Origin of the sequence: Rhodanobacter sp. Root179, from assembly GCF_001428465.1 — a bacterium.
Taxonomy (GTDB): domain Bacteria; phylum Pseudomonadota; class Gammaproteobacteria; order Xanthomonadales; family Rhodanobacteraceae; genus Rhodanobacter.
On the sequence record NZ_LMHR01000077.1, the window covers coordinates 30,475 to 54,900 of the forward strand.

Consider the following 24,426-nt stretch of genomic DNA (forward strand, 5'->3'; position numbering starts at 1 on the left):
GGATACGTGCATGTCCATGGCCTGCGGTCAGCGTGAGAAGCCCGGCAATTGATCCGCACCGGCAGGATTGAGCAGGAAGGAACCCCACACCGGCAGATTGCGCCGGACTTCCCGCTGGCCCGGCAGCGGCAGGTGGGTCCCTGGCGCGAAGGGCTTGATGATGTGCGGCGTGACGATGATCACCAGCTCCTTGTCCTGGCGGCTGTAGCTGACGTCACGGAAGAACGCGCCGAGTATCGGTATGTCGCCCAGCAACGGAATCTTGTTGACCTTGCTCATGACCTGCTGGCTCACCAGGCCGCCGATCACGAACGTCTCGCCGTCGCCCAGTTCCACGGTGGTGTCGGCACGACGCGTGCTGATCGCCGGTACCGATACGCCGTTGAACACCACCGCGTTGGCGTAGTCCAGCTCGCTCGCCTCCGGCGCCACCTTCAGGGCAATCCGGCCGGGGGAAAGTACCGTCGGCGTCACGGTGAGACCGATGCCAAACGACTTGAATACGATGGTGGTGGCGCCCAGACCCTGCGGTTCGGGGATCGGCAACTCGCCGCCTGCAAGAAAGCTCGCGCTCTGACCCGACAGCGCCACCAGGGTGGGCTCGGCCAGCACCCGGGCAAGCCCGTCGCTCTTGAGCAGGTCAAGACTGGCATTCCAGGATCTGCCAAACCAGCGTCCTTTGGTAACCAGACCGAACGCGGAGGACAGTGCGCTGCCGGAGGAGCTGTCCGAGTTGCCGCTTGGATTGGTTATGGTGAAACCGCCACTGCTGTTCAAGTTACTGAAGTTCAGCCCGAACTGGTTCAGCGTCGTCTTGTCGAACTCGACCACCTTCACATCGACCTGCACCACCCCGCCACTGGCGATGGTCGAGGTATCGACCACGTCGCCTTTGGCACCCACGGCGATGCCGGCCGCGTCGATCGCCCGCTGATGATCGAGCATGTCCGGGGCACTGCCCTGCAACATCGCAGCGCCATCGTGCACGGTGAGCCCGACGCCAGCACCATCCTGCAGCTGTGCCTGCAGGGCGCTGCGTACACGCACCAGCAGACGCTGCGGTTCGGGCTGGCCGCGGTGCCAGAGCAGCAAGGTGGTCTGGCCGGGCTGCTTGCCGATCAGCAGTGCCTCATGCCGTCCCTTCAGCATCATGAGGTCGGCCACGGCGGGATCGGCGATGGCCACCCGCTCCAGATCGGCCGGCAGATGCCACGGTCGCTGTTCATGGGTCTGCAAGTCCATCCCGGCCGCCGCTGCAGCCGCGTTCGATGACACCTGCCAGGACAATGCCAGCACCAGGCCCGCCACCATCCACGGTCGTGCCGAGCCTGCGGCTCGCGAAAGGAAAGTCATGCGCAGCCTCGGCGTCTTCATGGGAGATCCTTCCGTGTGTCCCGTGCGGGTTCGCTCGCATAACCACGGATGATTTCGAGGCCCGTTGGTCGTTCGTGACGGTAGGGCCGCGAGCGCGCCCCCGAAACGGTCAGACCAGCCAGCCCCGGGCCGTTGATGCCCGCGTAGGCGCGGTTTTCGGGCTGGCCAAGCGCCTGATGCTGGTCGGCGTCAAGATCGGGACGCACGGCAAGCACGCCACCCGGTTGTTCGAAGAGTTGGCGATCCGCCTGACTGTCGTCACCGGCCGGCCGCAACGCCAGCGCAAGCCTGCCGTTCTGCACGCCGAGCAGCAATCGGTCTGCATCCTCAAGCGGCACGGCGAGTACCGCGGTGCGAGGCACCGCCGGCGGACCTTCCCGCCTCGACAGGGAGACCTGCTTTTCCGCACGGCTTGCACCCTTGCTGTCGTCACCAGCGGCAGCGTCGTTCGCGACGACCTGCGGGTGCGGAAGATTCTGATCACCGTACGCCAGCACGCGCAGGTGCGACAGCAACAACCGGGTCTGCGTTCCGTCGACGATTTGCTTCCCGAGGCTGGTCACCGGCGGCGGCTTGAGACTCAGGAACACATCCACGTAGTCGCCGGGCAGCACGCGGTTTCCAACGCCGGCCTGCTCGTCCACCGGCACGGCCAGCGCACGCTCACCCGGCTTCAGGAGCTTGGCCATTCCCTGGACAAGGAATGTGTCCGTCACCGTCATGCCGACGGGAATGTCGATGCGCGGAACACTTCCTGCCAGCTCTGCGACGTCGGCGAAACTGCCCGAGGGTCGCTGCATCTGCTTCACCACGCGCAGTTCCTCGCGATGGATGATCACGCCCTCCTTCAACGTCTCCGCCGCGACCACCACATCGAACCCCTGCTGCGAAGCCGCGGTCGTCATGGCAGGCCGGGGCGCCGAAGTGTTGACCGAAGGCTGTCTTGACGCGCGGCGACCGAGGCCGAACGCCACGATGGCCAGCACGATCGCGATCGCAACCAGAGCCAGGGCAGCAACGCGGGTGATCCTTTGCATCGAATGCCTCCTGATGGCCGTGACGGATATTCAGCTGCCCACGCTGTCGAGGTGCACGACGGCGGAGCTGGTTATGGTCTTGCCCAGCACCCAGCCATAGACGGTGACCGTGCCGGGAATGAGCGGGTGGGCGTCGTAATCGAAGCTGGTGACCACCTGCACGCACTGGGCGCCACCGGCGGGGCAACTGATGGCCGTGATGGCGATGGGCGACGTATTCCCCGGCGTGCTGCAATCGGGAGTCTCGCCGGAAAAGGCCAGCAGCCACTGCATGGACTCCTTCGCCGCCAGACACGCCGACACCTCGCGTTCGGCGATCGAACCATGGACGCCGAAGCGCAGAGCCGCGCGCGCCCCTTCGGAGGCTGCCAGTGTCAGCGACTGCTTCGCTGCGAAGATCAGTACGCCCGACACCGTCAACAGCAGCAACGGAAGCACACCCAGAAGAAAGATGAGTGCAAACTCCACCGCCATCGCGCCGCGCTGCCGCGACTTCCGGCCGTGGCGGCAAGCCAGGGCCCTGGTCGGCGCACGGGGGCGGAAGGGAGCTCCCTGGCAGGTCATCCGGATCACCAGTGCACGACGTTGGGCGCGTACAGCGTGAACAGGGCGCCGATCGCCATGTAAGCCGCATAGGGAATTCCCTTGCGCCCCTGGCGAGCCGTCATCACTCGTTGCCAGAGTCGCGATTCGCGCGACATCGTCTGCACCATCGCGACCGGTCCCGACGCCAGGGGGGTCTTCTGCCGCGCCACCGTGATGACGATGGCATGCATACCGCCGAGCAGACTCGCAATGATCCATATCGGCAGCAACGCCTCACCGCCGAGCAGGAAGCCGAGCGTCGCGAAGAATTTCACGTCACCCGCCCCCATCCAACCAACGATGTAGAAAGGCAGCAACGCACCCAGTCCGATCAGCAAACCCGCCAGCGACGGCCAAGGCGGACCAGCCGTACCTCGTGCCCACGACCACAACAGCCAGCCGCCGGCCGACAGCAACGCCAGCAGCAGCCAGGCATTGCGTACCCGGTGTGCGTACAGATCGCTGAAGATGGTCAGCCCGCACAGCATGACGATCAGTGCTTGCAGAGGTTCGGACATCTACGGACTCCTGATCCCTGGTCCGGGAGACAACGGATGGTGGTTAGCTGCAAGCGACACGCAACTTGGTCGTGCCTCGTCACCATCCGCGGCCTCACGGGAGTTGCCGCGCGAAGAGAACCTACGCCGTGGCGGAATCCACCGCCGCGCTGAGTGCCGTCATGATCTTGGTGAATACCCCGGAGATGCCCGGTCCGAACACGGAAACCAGCAGGGTGGCAATGAGCGCCGCAAGAATCCCGTATTCCAATGCCGTGATGCCGTCCTCTTCGCGCAGAAACTCTCTGACCGATACGTTCATGACTGATCCCTCATGGAGCACCAGGCTCCTCACGTTGCCAACGATCCCGGATGATGCCCACTCGGTGACACACCGTCCGGGTTGCCCGAGAGCCTCGACGAAAGTCGCCACGGCCCTGAATCGCGTGATCGAGGACTCCGCTCCCGCGCCTGCATGCGGTGCTCGGGTTCTGGAGGGTGGCGTGAGCGCGATTGATCTGCGCGAATCGGGCGGCGAGTCGGATCGTCTGGCCGGAGATGGTGTCGATCACGTCAGGACGTGACCGCGAGCCTTGCCTGCCAATCCGATCCTTCGCGACGACGAGCCCCCTTTGACCCGATGTCGAATTCCTGCGAACAACGACCTCGGATTTGATTCTTTCGTCATTGCCGTTCGTGAGGTGCACAAAAACGGCATCTGCTGAAAGCCTTGCCGAAAACGTGCAATCCCCGGAAACAGCAACGGATGGAAGAACCCGACAACGAGTCGTCGACATGGACCGGCGATTTCTGCGGTGCGCGGAAAAGCGATAAAACCGGCCAGGACGCCCCGGCTTCGCCCGCCGCCCGGTCGAGGCGGATTCCGCTGCTAGATGAGCTCCAGCAGAAGCGCCTTGGCGACCGCCTGCGTCTTGTTGACGGCATTGAGCTTCGCCAGACTGCTGGAGATATGAAACGTCACGGTCCGTCCGGAAATGCCGAGAATGGACCCCACTTCGTCGGCGGTCTTACCCGCCGCGGTCCAGCGCAGAACTTCACGTTCGCGCAGGGTAAGTTCCTGCTCCAGCGGCTGCGGCCCACCCGGCCCCGCTGCACTGATCAGGCCATGTACCAGATGGGATAGCCACACCAGTTTCATTTCCGTGAGAGCCAGCTCGGACTCGGTCACTGGTTGCTGAGACCGGGCCAGGGAAAGCATGCCAGCCGTGCCGTGCATGCCTTGCGTGCTCAACGCCCAACCGTGCCGTATGCCATGGGCGCGGGCTTCCTCCCAGAAACCTCGCTGTCCAGGCAGGCTTTCGTCACTCCAGACAACCGGCGAAGGATCGCGCGCCACCCGCTGCAGCAGCGGGTCAATCTCGAGATAGTCATGCGAGAAGTAGTGGTCCAGCCAACGCCTGGGGTAGGTGCTCGACCAGCTGACCTGGGGGCTTCCAATCGGAAAGGGAATGCGCATGACATAGGAGCAGTATTCGAATCCGAGCTGCCCGACAATGACCGCAAGCTCTTGAACGACGTCACCGACGGAGCCCGTCGTTGACGTCAATCGGGCCAGACAATCTTCACGCCACCCTTTCACTGCTGTGACTCCTGTCAATCTGCAGAATCTGACAGCTGGCTTCCGCGGTTTGGTATGGATAGGTTATGCATGGCTGCCCGACTTGAAGAGGAAGCGCCATGATCTCCGTCCCTCCTCTCCAGGGGATGTCCCTGTCCAGATCCTTCGATGGCTATATACGCATTACTTTCGATGCCTTTTCAAGTCTGGACTTTCCCCAGCGGCTTATATGGGAGGATCCGGCGCTGTGTGAGGAGCTTGTCCAGGACGACATCCCCGCATTCAACGCAGGTTATTGCGAATGGGCGACGGAAGAGTTGCCGGACCAAGTCAGCGTAGGCTGGGCATGGTTCCGCTCGGAAGACGGACATACCTTGCTGGCACCCGGAGGCATAAGCACGAACGTCATGCTGGTGGCCGCGGGCTTCCATGATCTGGGTTTCCACAAGACCCACGAGTTGCTGCAATCATGGTTGACTGGCGAACAGTGGCAACCGGAGGCGACTGCCTGGAACGGCGGCCGCCCATGGCCTCGAATGACTTGACCGGGCCAGGTCGATTGAGCCTGCCTGATCGGGGCGATCAGGCAGGCTCGGACCCGACAGCCATTCCATCGGACAAACTGCCTGGGCGGATATCGTGCATCCGCGTGGCATCTGCACGGGCTCTTGCATCATCGTTCAAAGCCAGCCCCTTGAGCCAGCTGTAAGTCTCTACAGTTATCGCCTGAACGCTGTTCTCCCTCTAATGCCATCCGTCCCATGGCTGGAGTGAAGGCGTGATGATGACCGTGCTCAGCAGCACAAGGAGTCAGCTTTCCAGCGACGTCGAGACGGAACTTGCCAGCTACCGCTACGCCATTTTCGTGGAAACGCTGCAGTGGCAACTTCCCGCCGAGAACGGGCGCGAATTTGACCAGTTCGATCGTCCCGACACGCATTACGTCATTGCAAGAGATGGACAGGGTCGGATCTGTGGTTGCGCACGGTTGTTGCCGACCACCAAGGCGTACCTGCTCGACGAAGTTTTCCCGGGCTTGATGAATGGTCTGCCTGCCCCGCACGACCCGCGGGTGTGGGAGCTCTCACGCTTCTCCGTCAAGGACACGGCCGAACTCAAGCCGCTGTCGAGAGAAGAGGCGCGAGCCCGCTTCTGCATCCTGTTCGCCGCCGTGGTCAATGCCGCGCTGGAGCAAGGCGCAACCCGCCTCGTCACGTTCACCGCCATGGGCGTCGAACGCATCTTGCGGAGCATCGGCATGCATGCGCACCGTGTCGGCCCTCCGCAACCCATCGACGGCAAACCGGTTCTGGCCATGTGGATCGAACTGGACGAACAGACGTGTGCCGCACTGGGCATCGCGTGGCAACCATCTAACGGGTTGTCGCACTGACACGCAAGGGGCCGTCGGCAGGACTCCGAAAACGGGGCGGTCGACGGGAGCCTTCTTGAGCCATCCGGAACGGGCCTGCAGCGACAACGCCACTCGGATCAGCAGGAGACAGGAACCACAGGGGGCTCCTTATCATGCTAGACAGGGACGACGGCATTCTGCTTCCATGCGACCTGGTTTCCCTCAGCGGAACCCTTCGGGTCTGCAACATGGAAATGGTGCTCCTGAACGCCGATGGTCCGCGAGCCATCGTGGACACCATTGCGCAAGACGACGCTTTCCTGTGCACCGCAGAATCGGCGTTCTCGTTCCGCGCCCGACTCAGCTTGCCAGCCAATTGGTGTCTGCTCGGCTATATCCATCACACGGACGACAGCAGTTGGTGCCACGGACTGTCGCTCGCCACGGATACGACGTTCACCCTGTTCCCCGAAGGCAACAGCGAATTCATGTTCACGGCGGGCAGCCGGCTCACGCTGCTGATGCTGCCGCTGCAACGGCTTCGGGAGAAATTCTCGGAGATGGACCCGCGCCCTTCAGCAGCACCCTCCCGACCGCATGCACTATTCCGCCTTGCCGAATCTTCGGCCGCGCAGAAGTTGAGGACGGCCTACGAGACCACGTGCCGGCAGATCGCCACACCCGCCGCACCATCCGTGGCGGACGTGCCCGCCAGCCGAACCCGCGTCGACGTGGAGGCACTGCTCGAGGCACACATTGCAGCCAGTCTTGCCGTAACTGCGGACAGTTTGCCGAACTGTTCGCGCGGTCGACGAAGGCATTACCTGATCATGCAGCGCACCGAGCAGTTCATGCGCGCCAACCTGCGCAACGACATCTACGTCAACGAGATGTGCAACGCCGCCGAAGTGAGCGAACGAGCCTTGCGATATGCCTTCGAAGACATGCTTGGCATTTCGCCGAACCGCTACCTGTCCATGCTGCGATTGTGTACTGCCTGCCGGAGCCTGGCAGCGTCCGACGTCAGCCGGCGTTCGGTGAAATCGGTGGCGCTCAGCTGCGGACTATGGGATCTGTCGCGTTTCGCCGACAGCTATCGCCGCGTGTTCGGAGAATTGCCGCACGACACGCTGATGCGAACACCGGTTACGGAACCGCTGCCGTACTGAAGTCAGCCCGACATGGGGATGTTCCCGTCCGTCGCTTGCTGTCGTCGCGGTCGACGCCCCGGCACATCCACGCATGGGATGCCGATGATGATGCGCCGACAGAGGGAGCAGCCATCCACGGCGTCGATCGCAACAGCACAACTCGGGACGTTCAGGAGCGGGCGCTTCCCGACAGCTCCACCCTGCGATTGGGAGCCAGACAGGCAATCAGACGGGCGTGTTCGTGGTCCGTGCATTGGACAACCGGATCCGCCTCACCGCGTCCTTCCACCTGGATGGTTTCAGCGGAAACTCCTCCGCTGACCAGGTAATCGCGAACCGATTCGGCGCGACGCCGCGAGAGCGCCCGGTTGTAGCCGTCGGTCCCGATGCGGTCGGTGTAACCGACCACCAGGATGTCTTCGATCTGGCTGGCCGACTGCACCTGCTTCAGCAGACCTGAAAGGTGTTCCCTGCCCTGCTCGGTAAGCATCGCACTGTCGAAAGCGAACAGGGCATCGGAAGAAAGCCTGATCGGTTGCGCCGGCAAGGCCACTGACGGTTGCGCCGCCACCGGCTCGACCGGCCGATCGATCACCGATTTGCACGAGGCGGGCTTCCAGTAGAAGGCACTGGCCTTGCCATCCTTATCGAAGTGCACCTGATACTGGCAGCTGAACGATTCGCCATCGACCTTGCGGAAGTCGAACAGATAGTTCCACTCGCGCACGCCGAACACGCCTTCGTTGAAGTGTGGGGTACCCAGCATTGCGTAGAGTTGCCGCTTGCTGACACCCGGTGCGACCTTGCGCAGGTTCTCGATGTTGACGAAGCTGCCCTCCGGCACTGTCGCACGTGCGGGATCCGGAAAGACCACGTCGTCGCCAGCCCCCGACGTCTTCGACGGATTGCTGCCGCATCCGGCCAGCAGAAGGCCGGCAAGCACAGTCGGCAACGTCAATTGGCGTACTTTCATCATGTGCATTCCACTCCGTTGTATGCCGCGGATAACCGACTGCGGATCTACCATTGGAAGCCGGCGCCGATGGATACCCCGGCGTCACCGCGGGTATCGGTCGAACCGGTCAGCTTGTAGACCCAGCGCCCTCCTTCGGAAATGGTGGACACGCCAATCGCCAGGCTCGATTCGCCGCGGAAGGTGCCTGCCGATACAGCCGCCATGCTCTTGCCCGGTTCGTAGGCCTGCGGCATCCCCGCCATCGCCATCGCGGCCGCGACGCCGGCGTTGGCGCGGTTGCCGAGCTCGCGCACCTGCTGATCGGTGTACGAATTGGCCCAGTTCACGGCCCGCGCAAGGCCGGTGTTCAGCTGACCGACGTTGACGGCATCCGTATCGGCCACACCTGCAGCCACGTTGTGGATGGTGGTGGGGCCGCCGCCGTTGCCCAGGGTCACGTTGCCGTAGTCAATGCCGCCGGAGCCGTTGGTGTCGTAGTGCACCGAACCTTGCGTCGACGCGGTCATCGAGGCATTGAGCTGGTCGAGGTTTACCGCATCGGTGCCCTCGGTACCGGCCGCAACGTTGGTGATCTGGCGACTGTTGCCGTCGCTGCCAACCGAGACCGTGTTGTCCCGGTCCGCAACCGATCCCGCGCCGATCGCCACCGAATTGTCGCCGCTTGCCGCGGCACCGTTGCCTATAGCCACGCTGTCACTGCCGGACGCCTCGGCCACCGGTCCTATCGCCACGCTGTCGGAGCCGGTTGCGGTGGAGTCCCCGAGCGTCGAGTTGACGTTGAAGTATTTGATGGTGCCCGAACCTTGCGTGAGGCTTGCGATGTCGTTGTACAGGTTGTAATTGCTGTAGATGTTGCTGGTGTCCTGGGTCCAGTGCCACAGCTGTGAACCGTTGACCGCGTCGGTGCTGGTCGTTGTTTCATCACCGGCGGCCATGTTGCTCACCTTCACCTGTGCGCCACTGCCATCGCCGAGCAGGGTGATGGTGTTGGTCGCATTGCCCGAGCTGTCGGCGTCGTATTTCACCGCCAGTTTGTCGACCGAATCGACCTGGTCGCCGACCGCCTTGAGTTGGGCCACGTTGACCGCATCGTCGTCGGCCGACCCTGCGGCCACGCCGGTGATCTGGCGATCGCCGACGTTCAGCTCGCCCAGCGAGGTCTGTGGTGATACCAGCCCATAGGCGGTGTAACTGGTCAGCGCACCCACCGAGGTAATGGAGCCAGCACCGAGCGCAATGCTGTTGGCCATGCTGGCATTGGCGCCGGTACCAAGGGCCAGCGCATCGTCGGCGCTTGCACTGGCACCGTCGCCCATGGCCACGCTGCTGGCGCCACTGGCATCCGCCTGCGGGCCGACAGCAACACTGTCACTGCCGCTGGCACCGCCATCCGCCGCAGCGGAATTGACGTGGAAGTACTTGATTCCCTGGCTGCTGCCGCCACCAGTCAGCGCATCCAAGACCGCCTGCACCGAGTCATAGCTGCCACCGCCGTAGTTCAGGCCCGCGGTCAGCATGCCGGTGCCGCTGTCATAGGTCGAGACGCCACCCAGGGAGCTGGCCAGCGACGTACCCAGGGTGTTCACACCGCTGACCACCGAGAACAGTTGCGAGCCGTTGACCGCATCGGTCGAGGTTGCGGCAAGCACGCCTGGCGCCACGTTCTGGATCTGCCGCTCCTGGCCTGGGGCACCGACCGACAACGCTGCAAAGGCATTGCCTGCTGCGCTGCCACCGTAGAAGGCGAAGTCTCCCGTATGGGGTGCCGACGTGATCGAATTCGCACCAAGCGCGACATCGTCACTATTGGTGGCCACCGCATTCATGCCGATCGCCACACTGTCCTGGCCCACCGCCATGCTGTCCGTGCCGCTACTTTCCGCGTGGAAGTACCGGGTTCCGTTGTCGTTGATGTTGGTGATGCTGTTGTTTGTCGCATACAGCTGGGAGCCGTTGACGGCCTCGGTACTGGTGGCGCTGAGGTCCGCCTGGTGAAGGTTGCCCAGGACGGTGCCGTCGGTGACCCCACCATCGGTGCTGGTCGTGCCGCCAAGCGTCACATGGGCCTTGCTGGCATCGTCATACTGCACCGAATTGTTGGCCACCCCGGCCACCCCTTCCAGCTGGGCAACATTCACCGCGTCGTCCTGCGCGCTGCCGGCGGCCACGCCGGTGATCTGGCGATTGCCGACGTTGAGTTCGCCTGCGGAGGTCTGCGGTGCGGTCAGGCCGTAGGCGGTGTAGTTGGTCTGTGCACCAACCAGCGTGACCGAGTCGGCACCCAGCGCGATACTGTTGGCCATGCTGGCCGTGGCACCGGCACCGAAGGCCAACGCATCGTTGGCGCTGGCCGTAGCCCCGTTGCCGACGGCCACGCTGCTGTCTCCCCCGGCGATCGCCGCAGGTCCGGCGGCAACGCTGTCGGCACCGGTGGCTGCGGCGGCAGCCAGCGCCGAATTCGCCTGGAAATACTTGGTACCGACATCGTAGATGTTGTTGATGCTGGTGTTGGTCGCATACAGCTGCGCGCCGTTGACCGCATCGGTACTGGTGGCGCTGACATCCCCCTGATGCACGTTGCTGATGGTGGTGCCATTGGTCACCCCGCCGTCGGTGCTGGTCGTGCCGCCGAGCGTCACGCTGGTCTCGCCGACGTCGTCATACTGCACCGAGTTGCCGGCCAGCGCGCTCACGCTCTTGAGCTGGGCCACATTCACCGCGTCGGTGTCGGCACTGCCGGCAGCCAGGTTGGTGATCTGGCGCTCGCTGCCCGGTGAACCGATCGACACCTCGCCGACAGAGGTCTGCGGCGCCGCCAGGCCGTATGCCGTGTAGCCGGCTTGCGCTCCGCGCGTGGCCGACGACTGGTAACCCAGGGCAACGCTGTTGGCTACGGAAGCGGTGGCCTCGGCACCGATGATGGTCTGGGCATTGGCCGTGCCCGCTGCGTCATCTCCGATCACGACCGAGTGGCCCAAGCGCGCGCCGTAGTCTGCCGTCGGCACGCCGCTCGGGTTGTTCGGGTCGTCGCGACCATCGCCCGGAAAAACGGTGTCGGCATCGACCGTAGCCAACGTATGGCTGGCGTTCGTGCCGATCACCACTTCCTTCGAGCCATTGGCCGTGGCGCCATCACCCACCAGAACCTGATAGTCCTGTGCCGCGTTGACGCCCCAGCAGGACTCGGTAAGCACGCCAAGCACGTTGAGGCAAGTCGATGACCATGCCGGCGCGCCGCCGGGAAGCACCAGGCCAAGCAGTCCACCTGCCGCACCGTTGTTGATGTTGTTGATGTAATTGCCTGAACTGACCCCGCCCAGCAAGGTGAGATGCGAATTGATACCGGTGCCACCAACCAGGTCACCGTTGGTGGCCGTGAGCACGGTGCCGACGGGTGTCAGGTTGAGCACAGGAAGGCCAAGCAGGTTGAGCGTGGAATAGCCCTGGGTGAAATTGGCGTTGTCCACGCGCAGGCTACCGCTGGTGACATAGCCGTCCGTGTTGTTGAACAGCGCGTTGGGTGTCGAACCGAGCAGGTCGGTCGTGGTGCCGACCACGCCACCATTGCCAACGATGAGCCCGGTGGGAGCCGGCCCGGGGGGCGGTACCACGGGCACCGCCTGCGGCTGGACGATTGCCATGCTTTCGGCCGTCGGCATCGGGGCGGACTGCACCTGCGACAAGGTGGCGTTCGCAACTACTGGCGACGAATACGGGGAGAGCGACGGGGTCGTTGGCGTTGCGCTATCTGATGCAGTTGCCTTGTCCTCCTCTGTGGCGGCCAGAACGTCGTCATCGACATCCTCGCCGTTGTCATCCTTGTCGATCTTCCTGGTGGCGTGCACGCGGCGACGATCCAGAGCGGTATCCGCAACTGGCTCCCGAGCGGTGTCCGTCGCCTTGAGCGAAACGAGTTCGCGATGTGGTGCAATCGCCTGCGGGCTTGCAGCAGCTTGCAGGCTCGAAGCCCTGCCAGGCTGCGCCATCGCTGCCGTCGGTGCCTGCCCGCGCGTTGCTGTCGCTGTCGCTGTCGCCAGTTCATTGCGGGGTCTGCTTCCATGCACGGCACGCGATCCGCGCGCCGACATGGCCACTTCGCCGGTGTGGCGAAGCCCGGCCGATTGCCCGGCCGATACAGCTGGTTGGCGATGCCCTGGTCGAACCGCCACTGGCATCGGCGGCGCCACGCGCGCGGCTGACGAGTACGGCCGCGATGCTGCAGCCGTCGCCACCGGCACGGCCGCATGGCTGCTGTCATACCGGTCCATCACCGATTGCAGATCCGCCAGCTTGGCATCCTGTGCCAGCGCCACCGAACCATGCAGGAAGGCGGCAAAGCCAAGCATGATCGCCGAAAGCAGCAGCGACGGCCTGCCCACCACACGGGAACCGGAGCAACTGCTCCGGCGACTTGCACGGGCCAGTTCCGATGTCGCCACCATGGCACCGATGGAACGGCACCAGACCAGACGATAAATGCGATTCATTAGGAAACCCCTCTTGCCGATGGTCGGCATCCGACCTGCACATCTGTGCCCAAGCCGTCCGATGATTGAGGCGCCCATACCCCGCGACGCTGACCTTCATTGAACCGCTCCCGCAACTGATCCAATGTGTCAATCCGGCATTGCGCTATGTGTATCCGGCAAGGACATGCACGAATACGGCAATTAGTTGGCAGCTCCCCTCACTCAACCACGCGGCACTGATGGGCTGACTGACGGCAATCTCAGCCCGCAACACGAACTCGATTCAGAAGATCACCCGCCCCTTCCCCGCTCGAATGGACTTTCTACCGGGACAGCAAAACCTTCGCCCGATGAGCGCGACATCGTTCTTCGCAGCACCTTGCCGGGCGACAACCACGGCGAGGCCCACCCGTCTCGACGTGAAATTCGGCGGCCTTCGGCGTGTGCAATCCACTACGGAAGTTTGCGACAGCAAGACCCGACGAATCGTCCAGCGGGAGCACCGAATCGGCGGCTGTGGGAACTGTCCTACAGGTGAAAGGGCGAAACTGCCACAGGCATGCCGGGATACCATGGCCACCAGGATTGCGTGGCCACTCCCGATGACCGCGCGCACAAGGAGACGTGCCGATGAGCCGACAGTCGTTGAGTCGCGAACAGTTGCAGCAACGCGCCGCACGGCGCCATACGTGGCAAGAAGCCGCGGCCGGGGCGCCACAGATCGCCGCCCTGTTCGAACCCCGAAGCCCCACGTTCCGCACGCTGGACAAGAAGCTCGTCCTCGGCGATGAGGCTCTTCGCATGCTGCGTGCGCTTAATGACTTCGACCGCCGCAAGGTGACGGAAGAGCTGCTGGATATCGCCCTGCACCCGAACCGACTGGACGCCGACACTGGCCGCAGGGACTGGTTTCAGCGGCTGCTCCCTAGTCGCTACCCGTTCAAGGGCTACCACTACAAGATCCGCTATGCGATCGTGCCGGGCAAACCGGTGGTGATCGTCGATATCTATCTGGACCACGATCTGCTGCGGTCGAAACTGCCGGACTCCATGCAACGAAACGCGTTGTATCGCGTGAACAAGGTGGGGACAGCAAGTTTCACACCTGAATTCAAGCGATTGGGAAGCAAGTCCGAGGACGTCGCCGTTGCGCTGGAGGCCAGTTGGGACACTGAAAATGCCACGCCTACCCACCGCATCGAGACCTTTCACGCAGCCGTCAACGGCATGCAGAACAATCTCGCCAAGGCAGCCTGGCTGATGGGTACGCACCTCGAAACCGCTTACGGGGACAAAGCTGAGCCCATCGATAATTACACCTTGTTCTTCAATCCCACCGACGGGCTAAGTCGGGACTTGTTCGAGTGCGCCTTCGACAAGCAGAACCTGATGGAGTGCAGCAACAACAGCCAGCATCTGGCGGCGGTGCTGGTGGAGGCGCAAAGGCGCGGACACCGCACGCGCTGGGTAGCGCACAGCCAGGGCGCCATCATCTTCATCGCCGCCGTCGAGTTTGCGCTGCAGCACTATGGCATCCGTCTCGATCGCCACAGCGTTTGCCTGCATGGCGCCGGCTGCAACGTCAGACAGGCCGAGCTCACCTGCACCCGTGCAGGCATCACGATCGAGCGCGTGCGCAACAACCCGTTCGACATGGTGCCCAATATCTTCGGCCCCAACGACTGGAGTCTTAGCGGGCTGGAGCGGTCGTGGAAGTTCCGCGGCCTGGTCGGCAAAGGTGGTCCGCTGGCCAGTCCGCACACCTTGCCGTATCTGGGCCTGGAAACCTATGTGGAGCAACTGAGGTTCACCGGGCACCATGAACTGGCACGCTATGCGCAGCAGTTTCACCCTTCCGAGATGGCCTGAATCATGAGCAAGTCCTCGCCGCCGACCACGTCCTTCAAGCGCCGTCCGCAACCCTGGTACAAGCGGTTGACCTTGGCCCTCAGCGCTCCACAGGGCGGCATACCGGTGGCTCGCGTCATGCCTCGGCAGACCGATTGCGGACCATTTGTCCTGAGCTTTGTCGAACCCTCGGCCGCCTTTGGCGAGAGCGAGGCAGGTCCTGATTCCGTCAACCTTGACGCCATGAACTTCATCGGCGCGAGTCTTGGCGAGTGGCGAGCTTGCCACCGGACAATCGAGCTGGGGATAAGCAACTGGATCTACCACTTGCCGCGCCTGCACAGCTCACGCATCTATCCTGTCCCACATCCGCCCTACGCCATCATCACGGCCTATTGGCAACTCGAACGGGTCAAGCACGACATCCAGCTTCAACCCGATGACATGGCCATGCTCGAGGACTACCTGCGCCATGACTACATCGCCTTCCTGGAATCCGAGGGCGGCCCCAACTGGAAGCTGCGCGATGAGACGTACAAGGGCAAGACGATCGGCGGCTCCCCGTTGCCGCAATACCAGATCGACGACATTCTGGCGGCCCACTTGAAAAGTCCCCCTTCGAGCTATGAGCCGCTGACCAGCAATGGCATGCATTGGTTGCGCTACCTCTGGGATCCGATGCAAGGCATGCCGAATACCCTCAACTACACCACGGTTCTGCTACCCGACGTGCTGTTGACGGTATGTTTCCACATCACGCGCATGAACTCCGAACCCTGGGAAGACTGGTGGGACCTGTTCATGGAGGACTGCGAGATCCTGGTGAAGACGATTGCCTGCCAACGCAAGGAACTGCCGGGCGCCGGCGCTACCGCGTCGGAATGACCGGCTTGAGGGCTTGGGAGATTCACGACTCAGCGGCGGTTCGATTCGCCGACTGCTCCGAGCACCTGAAAGCGGATCGTGGCGAAGGCGCCGTCGCCGGCGAGCGCCGTGACGCGCTGATCGCCGCTTTGCGGCAGGTCGATCGACATCGGCTCGGCGGCTTCGCTGCGGCCTTGCAGTCGTCCGTTGAGCAGCCATTGCACCGGGCCTTGCGCGCCCAGCGCGCGCAGGTTGATGCGCAGCGGCTGGTCGCTGTTCGGCGCCTGGCGCAGGGTGACACCATCGCCGAGGCCGCTGATGCGGATCGGGTTGGCGCTGCCCAGTGAGTCGGCGGCACAGCCCGGCGCCAGTGGCGGCAATGCCGAACTTTCCCGGTCGTCGCGACTGAGCCACGGCGTGGCCAGCGCCGGCCAGCGTGCCAGCTGGACGGTCTGCTCGTGCGGCGCATGGCAGGCGCCGCTGAGCCGATGTCCGCGGCCGTCGACACGCAGCGTGATCAGGCCCGCCGACCACGCGCCGAGGCCGCGTTCGGCGAAAGTGGGCGGCAACGCATCGTCCAGCAGCCAGGCGGTGCGGTGCTGACGGCACAGTGCCGGAGCGGTGGACTCCAGCGCGCCACCCAGTGGCCAGCAGATCTCGCGCTGGCTGACGCTGGCCGGTTGCGCGGCGACATGACCGCCCCGCGACGGCAGCATGTCGGCGATCTGGAACAGCAGCGGCAGCGCGGTCACCGCGCCGTACTGGCCGGGTGACGGCGTGCCGTCCGGACGGCCGATCCATACGCCGATGGTCCAGCGGTCGGTGACGCCGATCGACCACGCGTCGCGGTAGCCGTAGCTGGTGCCGGTCTTCCACGCCACGCTGGCGTGGCGATTGATCGCGCCGGCCAGCGGCGCGCCTTCGACGTCGGCGGGGTTGTGCGCAAGGATGTCGCGGACGATCCACGCCGCGCCCGGCGACAGCAGCCGTCGTTGGTGGGCGGGCTGGTCGGCGGTGTAACGCGGCATGCCGGCGATGCCGCCGTTGGCGAACGCGGTATAGGCGCCCACCAGGTTTTCCAACCGGGTGGACGCGCCGCCGAGGATGATCGACAGGTTCGGCTGCGCGCCGGCCGGCAGTCCGAGGTCGACGCCGCCCGCGGCCAGTCGCGCCACGAAACGGCTCGGCCCGACCCGGTCCAGCACATCCACCGCCGGCACGTTGAGCGAGCGCTGCAAGGCCTCGGCCGCGCTGACCGGGCCGGAGAATGCCTCGTCGAAATTGCCCGGCTTGTAGCCGCCGAAATCCTGCGGCGCGTCGACCAGCAGGCTTTCGGAATTGATCAGGCCGTCGTCCAGCGCCAGTCCGTACAGGAACGGCTTCAGCGTGGAACCGGGCGAGCGCGGCGCGGCCACCATGTCGATGTAGCCGTGCCGCTGCGGGTTGGCGAAGTCGCTGGTGCCGACGTAGATGCGCGTCTCAAGCGTGGCGTTGTCGACCACCAGCAACGCGGCCGAGGTGTGCGGCGGCAGTCGCGACAGGTAGGCGCCGACGCGATCCTCGGCGGCGCGCTGCAGGTTCGCGTCGATGGTGCTGGTGATCCGTCGCAAGGTCGGTTGCTGGCGCTGCAGCCGCTCGGCCAGCAGCGCGGCCGACAGCGGCGCGCGCAGCGAACGCGCCACCACCGGTTCGATCGCCGCATCGCGCACCTCGGCCGCGCTCCACACGCCGAGATCGCGCATGCGGCGCAGCACCTTGTCGCGGGCGGCACGCGCCGCTTGCGGGCGACGATCCGGGCGTAGCCGGCTGGGCGATTGTGGCAGCACCGCCAGCAGCGCGGCCTCCGCATGCGACAAGCGCGTGGCCGGCTTGCCCAGGTACGCCCACGACGCCGCCTCGACGCCTTCGATCGGCCCGCCGAACGGCGCGTGGTTGAGATACAGGTCGAGGATCTGCGCCTTCGACAGATGCGCTTCCAGTTGCAGCGCCCGGAAGATCTGCACCAGCTTGCCGCGGAACGTATGCGGGATCGGTTCGATGATCCGCGCCACCTGCATGGTCAGGGTGGAGCCGCCCGAGACGATGTGGCCATGGAGGATGCCGCCGGCAAAGCCGCGCAGCAGCGCATACGGATTCACTCCGGGATGGCGGTAGAACCAGCGGTCCTCATAGGTCAGCAGCGCCTGCAGATAGAGCGGCGACACCTGCTTCGCCGTGGTCGGATAACGCCACACGCCGTCGCTGTCGGCGAACGCGCGCAGCGGCGTGCCATCGCGCGCCAGCACCACGGTGCTGCCGGTGTCGGGGGCGGGGAGGTGGAGCGGGAACAGGCGGTCGAGGGCGAAGGCGACGAGCAGCAGCACGCCGACAGTGATGAGCACCGCACGCAGCCAGCGCCACGCGCGCGAGCGGCGTGTGGAAGCGAGCGGCGTGGCGGTTGGAGTCGCAGTCATGATGCGGTGCAGGCTGCCTGGCTCCCTCCCCTGCACAGCAGGGGAGGGCTGGGGTGGGGTGCTCTTTGTCATACCCAAGCGAAAGTCAAAAGCCCTACCCCCTCCCAGCCTCCCCCTGCGAGCAGGGGGAGGAGCAGGAGCATCACGGTTCGACCACGGTGATCTTCGCCGGCTCGACCTTGCCGATGCCGCGCACGGCGGGACGGTACATGTCTTCCACCAGCGGCGGCGGCACGGTGTAATTGCCGGGGGTCACCGCACGCACCAGGTAGAACACGCGGGCCTTGTCGCCGCGACGCAGGTTCAGCGCGGCGGCGTAGCGGTCGTCGCGGTATTCCTCGTGCTGGATGTCGGCGGCCGAAGCGTGTTCGTCCAGGTTGATGCCGTCGATCACCACGCCGGACCAGGTCTGCGCGCCGCCCAGGTTGAGGTTCTCCACTTCCAGCCCGCCGGGCAGCAGGTCGGTGACCAGGGCATCGGGGATGTCCATGCGCGCCTCGATGTCGAGTTCGACGATCAGCGTATCGCCCTCCCTCAGCTCATCGCCCGTCCACGGCTTGCCGTCGGTGGTGAAGTAGCTGCGGCGCACGTCGATCTGGCTGTCGTCGGCCGCGGGCGCCTTCTGCGGGATGCCGGCCACGTCGAACGTGGCGAAGATCGCCGCGTCGCTGGTCGGCTGCACGTTGACGCCGGCATCGAGTTCGGCCACGCTGAGCGGGCGGCTCCACACGCGCTGGTCGGGCGCCTGCTCGGTCTTGCCGCCGGCGGTGATCGTGGCGGCCAGCGGGGCGTTGCTCTTCGCGTCGAACGCACTCGCCACGCGGGCGATCGCCGCCTGTTCCTGCGTGCTCAGGTACGACCACGACCAGCGGTAGTCCTTGTCCTGCTGCTGGCGCTGGCGCACGTTGGCGGTGGCGTTGCGGGCCCAGTCGACCAGCTTGGCGTCGTAGGCCGGCTTGTTCATGCCGTAGGTGTGGGTGAGCGCCACCATCAGGGCCAGGTCGCGCAGGTCCGAGCCGTAGTCGCCGACGTACCACGGGCGTTCCTTGCTCCACGCGAAGGCCTCGTCGATCGCCTTCTGCGCGCGCTCGTTGTCGCCCATCAGCTTCAGCGCGATACCCAGGTGCACCAGCGGCAGCGGGGCGACCAGCTTCTGCCGTTCGTTGTCGAACAGCGCGCGCAGCGTGCCCAGCGGCGCGCGGTTGACCCGGGCCAGCACGAAGCCGGAGTACGCCTCGTCGGCCAGCCGCATGTGGTCGTGGTGCTCGTAGTCGTAGTACGGATGGCCGCCGGCCAGCAGGTCGTCGTTGAGCCGCTGCAGCGATTTCTGCAGCACGTCCTGCGGCACGGCGAAACCGGCGTCGCGGGCGTCCAGCATGAAGTCGACCACGTACGGCGTGGTGAAGGTGACGATCGGACTGCTGCCGCCCCAGAAGCTGAAGTGGCCGTTGCTGGCCTGGAACGAGGCGATCCGCGACAGCGCGCCCTCGACCGCCGCCTTGCGCACGTCATCGCTCATCACCGGCGCGCCCAGCGCCTTGGCCGTCTGGCCGTCCAGAATCAGCGCGGCGTAGCCCTTGCTGGTGGTCTGCTCAATGCAGCCGTACGGGTAGCGCAGGATGTCGCGCAAGGCGGCGGCATACGGCAGCGGCGGCAAGGTGCTCAGGGTGAGCCGCGCGTTCACCGTGGCCGGCAACAGGCCGGCGATCGCGGCGGCGCCGAAGCGCTGGGGCTTGCCGGCTTCCAGCGCCAGCGGCGTGGTGGTGACGGTTTCCGGCCAGGCCGGGCGCACCGCGAACTCGAAGTGGCGATCCACGCGGTAGTCGTTGAGTTCGGCGTGGATGTCCACCGTCGCCACCGCCGCACCGGCCTGCGCCGCCACCGGCATGTGCAAGGTGGTGCCGGCGCCGTCCTTCAGCGCCACGTTCTGCACGGCCTTGTCCACGGCGATCGGGCCACCGCTCTTGACGCTGACCTTGGCGGTGCCGTCCTTGCCCGAGAGGTTTTTCAGGTCGAGGCTGATCATCGCCTTGTCGCCGGCCGCCATCACCCGCGGCGTGCTGGGCTCGACCACCAGCGGCGCGCGCACGGTGACGTTGCCGTCGGCATTGCCGTAGCGACTGTCGGTGTACGCCAGTGCGGCGAGACGCAGGCTGCCGTTGAAGTCGGGCACGTCCACATGCAGGGTGGCCTTGCCCTGGGCGTCGAACGCCACCGGGCCGCTGAACAGGTCGACGATCTGCACCTTGGGATTGAGCCGGTTCGCCTTCGGCAGCGCGCCTGCGCTCATGTCGCCACCGTAGCGCAGCCTGGCCTGCTCGCCGTCCATCGCCTCGATGATGCGGCTGTAGAGATCGTATGCATCGACGCTCAATGCGCGCTTGCCGAACAGCCACGCCCACGCATCGGGCACCGGGTAGTCGGTGATGTTGAGCACGCCCTGGTCGACCGCCGACAGCGTGACGAACGCCTTCTGCCCGGCCAGGCCGGTGGCCTGCACGCCGACGTCGAGCGGATTGCCCGGGCGCATCAGGGCGGGCGCGGCGAGCTTGAGCGGAATGCGTCGGTCGTTGCGATCCATCGCCACGTATTCCACGCCCATCGCGCGGGCGGGCGTGGTGTGCTCGGCCGCCTCGCCGCCGCGGAACACCAGCGCGGTGACGTAGACGTCGTGGCGCTCCCAGTCTTTCGTCACCGGAATCTCGAATACCGCCCCGGCCTTGGCCTCGATGTTCCTGGTGTAGAGCAGATGATCCGACTCCACCAGCAACACGCCGGGGCCGTCCTGCGGCGGCGTCACCGTCACTTTCATGGTGTCGCCGGCGCGATAGCGGGCCTTGTCCAGCTGCAGCTTGACCTTGTCCGGGCGCGCTTCCTTGCCCAGGTTTTCGTCATCCCAGCTGTAGCCGGCGAAGAACGGGAACACCGTGGTGAGCTTGGTGGCCGGGTCGTATACCTCGACGCGGTAGCTGCCCCACTGCACGGGGAATTCGACGTGGGCCGACTGGCCGCCGGCCACGTCGACATCCTTCTCGTCGACCAGCTGCAGGCGCTGGTTCGCGCTGGACTGCCAGCCACCGTTCTGCTCATACAGCCAGTAGAAATCGCGCAGCTCACGCTGCAGGCGCACCTTCAGGTGGCTGCCGGCGATCAGCTCGCCCTTCGCGTTGGCGCGCACGATCTCGAAACCGGCCGGCGCCTCGCTTTCGGCGCCCTGCTTCGGATCGAACAGCGGGCGCACGCCGACCAGCGCGTCGGCCGGCCAGTAGCTGCGCTTGAGCAGCCGGGTCACCGCGCGGCCGCCGCTTTCATAGACGCTGCCGGACAGGGTCACCGCCAGCGGCGCGACCGGCTGCACGTCGTCGGGCAGGGCCACGTCCTGCTCCAGCACGCCTTGCGCATCGAGCCTGGCGTCGATCACGTCGTCGGCGCTCTTGGGCAGCTCGACCAGCGGGTTGCCGAAGAAGGTGTCCTTCATCTTCTCCAGCGGATGCACCTCCGGCGCCACCAGCAGTTTCGCGGTGAAGCGGTTGCCGTCGGCGGGAGCGCCGTACAGGTAGCTGGAGGCGACCTTGAGCTTCAGCGGCTCGTCCGGCGCGAGCTGCTGCTGCGAGCTGGTCAGTTCGACCTTGAGCCGCTCGGGCAGGAACTCCTCGACGTGGAACGGGAACGCCTGCACGGTGTCCTTGGCTGAAGGGTCGAGGCGGAATTCCAGCTGCCACAGGCCGGTCGGCGCATCGGCCGGAATCGCCTGGCTCAGCTCGAAGTAGTTCAGCTGCTGCGGCTCCAGCCGTTTCTCCACCAGGGTGCGGCCGTCGGGCTGCTTCACCCGCACGAACAGCGACTGCGGCTTCATCGGCTTGCCGTCGTAGTCGCGCAGCAAGGCCGACGCGCGCAGCGTCTCGCCGGGGCGGTACAGGTCGCGTCCGGACCACGCATAGACCTCGAACGGCGCCTGCCTGCGACCGCTGATGTCGAAGTTCGACACGTCCAGCGCCGGTCGGTTGAACGGCAGCACCGAGACATCCTTGCCGTGGCGCGCCACCAGCACGTCGGAGGCCTTGACCTTGTATGCGATCAGCGCGTTGCCGTCGGCGTCGGTGGTGGCCTTGAGCTTGCTGCGCCCGTTCACGTCGCGCACTTCGACATCCACCGCATTGACCGGCGTGCCGTCGCGCAGCGAGGCCACGTGCAGCAGCACGTCGTCGCGGTACACGCGCAGGTGCAGGCCGAGGTCGCTGACGAAGAAGGTGGCGGTGTCGTAGCCTTCCTTGAAGGTGCCGCCGGCCTTGACCACGGCCATGTACACGCCCGGCGTGGCCAGCTCCTTGATGTTCTGCACCGGCAGGTAGGTCACCGTGCGCTCGTTCGCCTCGCCACCCAGCGTGTAGTGGTTGGCGTAGACCGAGTCGGCGATGTCGGTGATCGGCACGCTGGCGCGGCGATCGTCGCCTTCGCCGCACTGGTTGTAGTAGCGGACCTCGTGGTCGAGCTCGTAGCTCTCGCGATGGCCGTTGCGCGGATAGGCGCAGAACAGGTCGGACAAGGCGTCGTCATGCACGCGGAAGAATTCCACGTCGGCGTCGTGCACGTTCATCGACACCAGCGGCAGGCCGCGGGTGCCGCGCGCGGGCAGCACGCTGCCGTGCGAGGCGAAGCCGACCGCCGCCGGCAGGTTGCCGGAATACACCTCGTGCTTCACCTCGTGGCCCAGGGTGCGGCCGTCGGCGGCCAGCACGCCAGCCTTCAGCTGCACCACGTAGCGCGTGTTGGCCTGCACGAACGGGAAGCTCAGCGTCTTGCCATCGTCGTCCAGGCTCCAGCTGCCGCTGACCACCTCGCCGTTCGGGCCGGTCACCGCGATCAGGCTGTCGAACGCCTGGGCCGAGGCCAGTGCCGCGTTGAAGCGCAGGATCAGCGCGGTGCGCGAATCGCGCGGGGTGGAACTGGCCGAGACCAGCGCGAAGCCGGCCGTGCCGGCGTCCTTCGCGGGCGCAGTCGACGCACTGGCGGCAGGCTTGCCCTGCAGGGCGGGTTTGCCGTCGTCGCCACCGCGATGACAGGCGCCCAGCGCCAGGCCGATCGCAAGGCAGGCGAGGACTCGCCACGCAAGGTGGCGCGAGATGCGCCGGCTCGATCGAGGTGACATGCAACCTTCTCCCTGTAGGTTTGCGTGGAAGTATCGCCGCCAATCATGGCGATCCGGAGGCGCGCAGCGGGCGCGCCGATTTTTTTCGCGTCGAACGCAGTGTGCCCCAGCCGGCCCGCCGGAAACGGGCCGCAGCGCGCTTCCCCGCGAGGTCCTCTACGGAGCCGCCGCGAGATCCTGCCGGCCCAGCCAGTCGGCCAGCTGCATCAGCACCTGGCTGCGCCCCGGCTCGGCCTCGTTGAACAGCTCGTGGTACAGCGTGGAAAAGAAACGGGTGGTCAGCTGGCCGCTGCCGGCCGCCTTGCGGGCGAACGAGCGACTGCCGGAAGGATCGACCAGCGCATCGCTGTCGGCGACCAGCAGCAGGGTCGGCACCGCCAGGCCGGCGGCATCGCGGATGCAGGCGGCTCCGGCATGGAAGATGAAGTCGGCCAGTCGCGGGGTGATCCAGCCGTGGCGCAGCGGGTCGCTGCGGTAAGCGGCGACCACGCCGGCTTCGTGCGACAGCTTGCTGGCATCCAGCCCGTTGCGCAGCGGCAGGTTCGGCGCGAGCCGGCTGAGCAGCCGGGCCAGCGCGATCATCCGGGGCGACTCCCAGCTGCGCAGCGCCGGCGACGACAACACCAGCGCCGGCGGCGCGACCCGGCCATCCAGCACTGCGCGCGCCGCGACCAGGCCGCCCATGCTGTGGCCCAGCAGCAGCGGCGGGTGCGGCTGGCTGGCGGCGTAGTCGTTGTAGACGGTGGCCAGATCCTCCAGCAGGTCGTCGGCCTGGCGCAAGGCACCGCGCCGCCCCGGGCTGCGGCCGTGGCCGCGCTGGTCGTAGCTGCGCACCGCGTGGCCGCGCTGGTTGAACCACGCTGCCAGGCGCTGGTAACGCCCGCTGTGTTCGCCCAGCCCGTGCACGATCAGCACCGCGCCGTGCGGCTGCGCCAGCGGCCAGTCACGCAGGCACAGCGGCTGGCCGTCGGCCATCTCCAGCCAGCTGATGCTGCTGTCGTCTTGCGCTGGCGCATCCGGCGTCGGCGCCCGTACCCGTCGTTCCACCCGCATCCTCCTCGCCTGTTTCAACGGGATACCGTAGCCGGAT

16 protein-coding genes are annotated in these 24,426 nt (G+C 65.6%); 5 read left to right on the forward strand and 11 right to left on the reverse strand.

Annotated features, from left to right (window positions below):
* Positions 1-27: 27 nt before the first annotated feature.
* From ASD82_RS09760 to ASD82_RS09785, 6 genes are all read right to left on the reverse strand, one after another.
* Positions 28-1,242, reverse strand: a complete 1,215-nt coding sequence (locus ASD82_RS09760; protein ID WP_235580683.1) for a type II and III secretion system protein family protein — start codon at positions 1,240-1,242, stop codon at positions 28-30.
* Positions 1,243-1,370: 128 nt separating this feature from the next.
* Positions 1,371-2,411: a Flp pilus assembly protein CpaB gene (cpaB, locus tag ASD82_RS09765; protein WP_056717641.1), complete on the reverse strand. Its 1,041-nt coding sequence runs from the start codon at positions 2,409-2,411 to the stop codon at positions 1,371-1,373.
* 30 nt (positions 2,412-2,441) lie between these two features.
* Positions 2,442-2,885: a TadE/TadG family type IV pilus assembly protein gene (locus ASD82_RS09770; RefSeq protein WP_056717642.1), complete on the reverse strand. Its 444-nt coding sequence runs from the start codon at positions 2,883-2,885 to the stop codon at positions 2,442-2,444.
* A gap of 95 nt (positions 2,886-2,980) precedes the next feature.
* Complete coding sequence (locus tag ASD82_RS09775; RefSeq protein ID WP_082542608.1) at positions 2,981-3,514, reverse strand: prepilin peptidase; 534 nt, start codon at positions 3,512-3,514, stop codon at positions 2,981-2,983.
* Between the two features lie 121 nt (positions 3,515-3,635).
* Positions 3,636-3,815, reverse strand: a complete 180-nt coding sequence (locus ASD82_RS09780) for a Flp family type IVb pilin (RefSeq protein WP_056717685.1) — start codon at positions 3,813-3,815, stop codon at positions 3,636-3,638.
* Between the two features lie 567 nt (positions 3,816-4,382).
* Complete coding sequence (locus ASD82_RS09785) at positions 4,383-5,093, reverse strand: autoinducer binding domain-containing protein (RefSeq protein WP_157598734.1); 711 nt, start codon at positions 5,091-5,093, stop codon at positions 4,383-4,385.
* A 98-nt stretch (positions 5,094-5,191) separates the two neighbouring features.
* Between ASD82_RS09785 and ASD82_RS09790 the strand changes: the two genes are divergently transcribed.
* The 3 genes from ASD82_RS09790 to ASD82_RS09800 all read left to right on the forward strand — a co-directional run bounded on the left by ASD82_RS09790 (position 5,192) and on the right by ASD82_RS09800 (position 7,595).
* The gene (locus ASD82_RS09790) at positions 5,192-5,617 is read left to right on the forward strand and encodes a DUF4902 domain-containing protein (protein WP_056717644.1); all 426 of its coding nucleotides are present in this window, start codon (positions 5,192-5,194) and stop codon (positions 5,615-5,617) included.
* A gap of 236 nt (positions 5,618-5,853) precedes the next feature.
* On the forward strand, positions 5,854-6,465 hold the full coding sequence (locus tag ASD82_RS09795; protein WP_056717645.1) for an acyl-homoserine-lactone synthase: 612 nt from the start codon (positions 5,854-5,856) through the stop codon (positions 6,463-6,465).
* 209 nt (positions 6,466-6,674) lie between these two features.
* Entirely contained in the window at positions 6,675-7,595 is a 921-nt protein-coding gene (locus ASD82_RS09800) for a helix-turn-helix domain-containing protein (protein ID WP_235577693.1), read from the forward strand.
* Positions 7,596-7,746: 151 nt separating this feature from the next.
* Here the strand turns inward: ASD82_RS09800 and ASD82_RS09805 are convergent, their stop codons facing one another.
* A complete protein-coding gene (locus tag ASD82_RS09805; protein WP_304437862.1) occupies positions 7,747-8,559 on the reverse strand; it encodes an OmpA family protein in 813 nt (270 codons plus the stop codon).
* 38 nt (positions 8,560-8,597) lie between these two features.
* Entirely contained in the window at positions 8,598-13,040 is a 4,443-nt protein-coding gene (locus ASD82_RS09810) for a YadA-like family protein (RefSeq protein ID WP_162253822.1), read from the reverse strand.
* A 612-nt stretch (positions 13,041-13,652) separates the two neighbouring features.
* Between ASD82_RS09810 and ASD82_RS09815 the strand changes: the two genes are divergently transcribed.
* Together ASD82_RS09815 and ASD82_RS09820 are read left to right on the forward strand one after the other, a co-directional pair.
* Positions 13,653-14,891, forward strand: coding sequence for a hypothetical protein (locus ASD82_RS09815; RefSeq protein WP_056717648.1), 1,239 nt, complete (start codon positions 13,653-13,655; stop codon positions 14,889-14,891).
* Between the two features lie 3 nt (positions 14,892-14,894).
* Positions 14,895-15,755 carry a hypothetical protein gene (locus ASD82_RS09820; RefSeq protein WP_235577692.1) on the forward strand — a complete coding sequence of 287 codons (861 nt, stop codon included), beginning with the start codon at positions 14,895-14,897 and terminating at the stop codon, positions 15,753-15,755.
* A gap of 29 nt (positions 15,756-15,784) precedes the next feature.
* On the opposite strand, the gene pbpC is transcribed toward ASD82_RS09820, so the two are convergent.
* The 3 genes from pbpC to ASD82_RS09835 form a co-directional block, all read right to left on the reverse strand.
* Positions 15,785-18,187 (reverse strand): penicillin-binding protein 1C, encoded by a 2,403-nt coding sequence (gene pbpC / locus ASD82_RS09825; RefSeq protein ID WP_056717650.1) that lies wholly within the window; start codon positions 18,185-18,187, stop codon positions 15,785-15,787.
* Between the two features lie 142 nt (positions 18,188-18,329).
* Positions 18,330-23,336 carry an alpha-2-macroglobulin gene (locus ASD82_RS09830; RefSeq protein ID WP_056717651.1) on the reverse strand — a complete coding sequence of 1,669 codons (5,007 nt, stop codon included), beginning with the start codon at positions 23,334-23,336 and terminating at the stop codon, positions 18,330-18,332.
* Between the two features lie 156 nt (positions 23,337-23,492).
* Positions 23,493-24,383 carry an alpha/beta hydrolase gene (locus ASD82_RS09835; RefSeq protein WP_200950277.1) on the reverse strand — a complete coding sequence of 297 codons (891 nt, stop codon included), beginning with the start codon at positions 24,381-24,383 and terminating at the stop codon, positions 23,493-23,495.
* Between the last annotated feature and the right edge of the window lie 43 nt (positions 24,384-24,426).